We start from the raw sequence: 1,391 nt of genomic DNA on the forward strand, positions 1-1,391 counted from the left end.
TTCATAGTCAGAAGCGTTTTTTTTAATTTGTTCAAGCAAACTGGATGGCAGTAATTCTCGCAAGTTAGGCAACCAATGTCTATTATGCAAGGTTTGAAGGAATCGGGAGTACCTGACAGTAGAGTATTCTTTGAATCTTTCGGTAAACCGATGAAAACTCAGTCTGAGAAACAAACTGCGATTGCAACTGGAGATGAAACATTTGCAGAAATTGTCTTTGCAAAATCTGGCAAAACTTTGACATGGCAACCTAGTGATGGCACGATCCTAGAATTTGCCGAAGCCAATGATATTAATCCACCTTTTAGTTGTCGTGTAGGTGTTTGCGGTACTTGTATGTGTAAAATCCGCGAAGGTGTAGTTGCTTACCAAAAAGAACCAACTGCAACAACTGATCAGGGTTCGGTGTTGATTTGTATTTCTCAACCTGGAACGGCAAAATTGGTGTTGGATATTTAATAAATTCCTCTGATAATCAAGTAATATCAAGCATATTATCTATCACAATCCGACCTTTGGACAAACTCTAGCACCATAAGGAGTAACTGCTTTAGTAAGTAGTTCATCAGCAAATTTCTCATAATTATTAACCAGTATCTTGCGGTGTCTATCCATATCTATTATCCCAGAGTTCAACGTTTAGATTATTAATAAAACTTAATATAATTTTTTGCTGAGTGTATCCTAGATTTTTATTTATCAATTCACCTAGCAAATTTTAATCAAAATATCAGCCCCATCTTTGATAAAAACGTGATAATTCATATAGCAACTAAAGTGCAGATATGCACAGAGTGAGATGATGACAACTCCAACCCAAGAAGAAATTAGATTTGCAAAAGCCTTACATCACATAGCTTATTGGCACAGATGGGTTGATATTTAAGCGATCGCTAATGGGAAGGGGTGTGCGAAGACTACAGTCCTAACAGTACTGGATGGGACTATTTCACCCATGACCAAGCCAGTTCTCGCGCCTACCGTTGGGGTGAAGATGGTATTTTTGGTATTTCTGATAATCATCAACGGCTTTGTTTTGCGACGCCGAATAGCCCGTCGTAGACATCGCTATTTGGAATGATGAAAATTCTATTCTCAAAGAAACCTTAGCTTGGTCTATTAAATAAAGGAATTCACAACCGAATGTCAATTCATAACTTTACTCTCTCCCGTCACTTATTACGCAACTTGTCCATCATTTCGCTGATTTTTTTACTCCTATACGGTGCATCTCGTGTGATACTTCCTGCTCCCGCCACTGATATCTCGAATGCTGCACCGCAGGGAAAGCAAGTAGCGGTTTTCGCTGGTGGGTGCTACTGGGGAATGGAAGCAGTTTTTGAGCATCTATTAGGTGTTTCTGATGTCGTTTCTGGCTTTTCTGGAGGCGA

The 1,391-nt window shown here is 39.3% G+C and carries 3 protein-coding genes; all 3 read left to right on the forward strand.

Annotation, left to right across the window (positions count from 1 at the left end; all coding sequences use genetic code 11):
• The first annotated feature begins 75 nt into the window (after positions 1-75).
• Complete coding sequence (locus tag CDG77_RS34905) at positions 76-459, forward strand: 2Fe-2S iron-sulfur cluster-binding protein (RefSeq protein WP_223270172.1); 384 nt, start codon at positions 76-78, stop codon at positions 457-459.
• A 447-nt stretch (positions 460-906) separates the two neighbouring features.
• Positions 907-1,062 (forward strand): hypothetical protein, encoded by a 156-nt coding sequence (locus CDG77_RS39310; RefSeq protein WP_442937405.1) that lies wholly within the window; start codon positions 907-909, stop codon positions 1,060-1,062.
• An 81-nt stretch (positions 1,063-1,143) separates the two neighbouring features.
• Positions 1,144-1,391: peptide-methionine (S)-S-oxide reductase (locus CDG77_RS34915; protein ID WP_190234167.1), on the forward strand; the 248-nt coding region annotated here is incomplete at its 3' end.

The organism is Nostoc sp. 'Peltigera membranacea cyanobiont' 213 (assembly GCF_002245975.1).
Taxonomy (GTDB): domain Bacteria; phylum Cyanobacteriota; class Cyanobacteriia; order Cyanobacteriales; family Nostocaceae; genus Nostoc.

Coding starts and splice junctions, on each gene's coding strand:
- CDG77_RS34905 (WP_223270172.1), top strand. CDS start 76: ATGTCTATTATGCAAGGTTTGAAGGAATCGGGAGTACCTGACAGTAGA.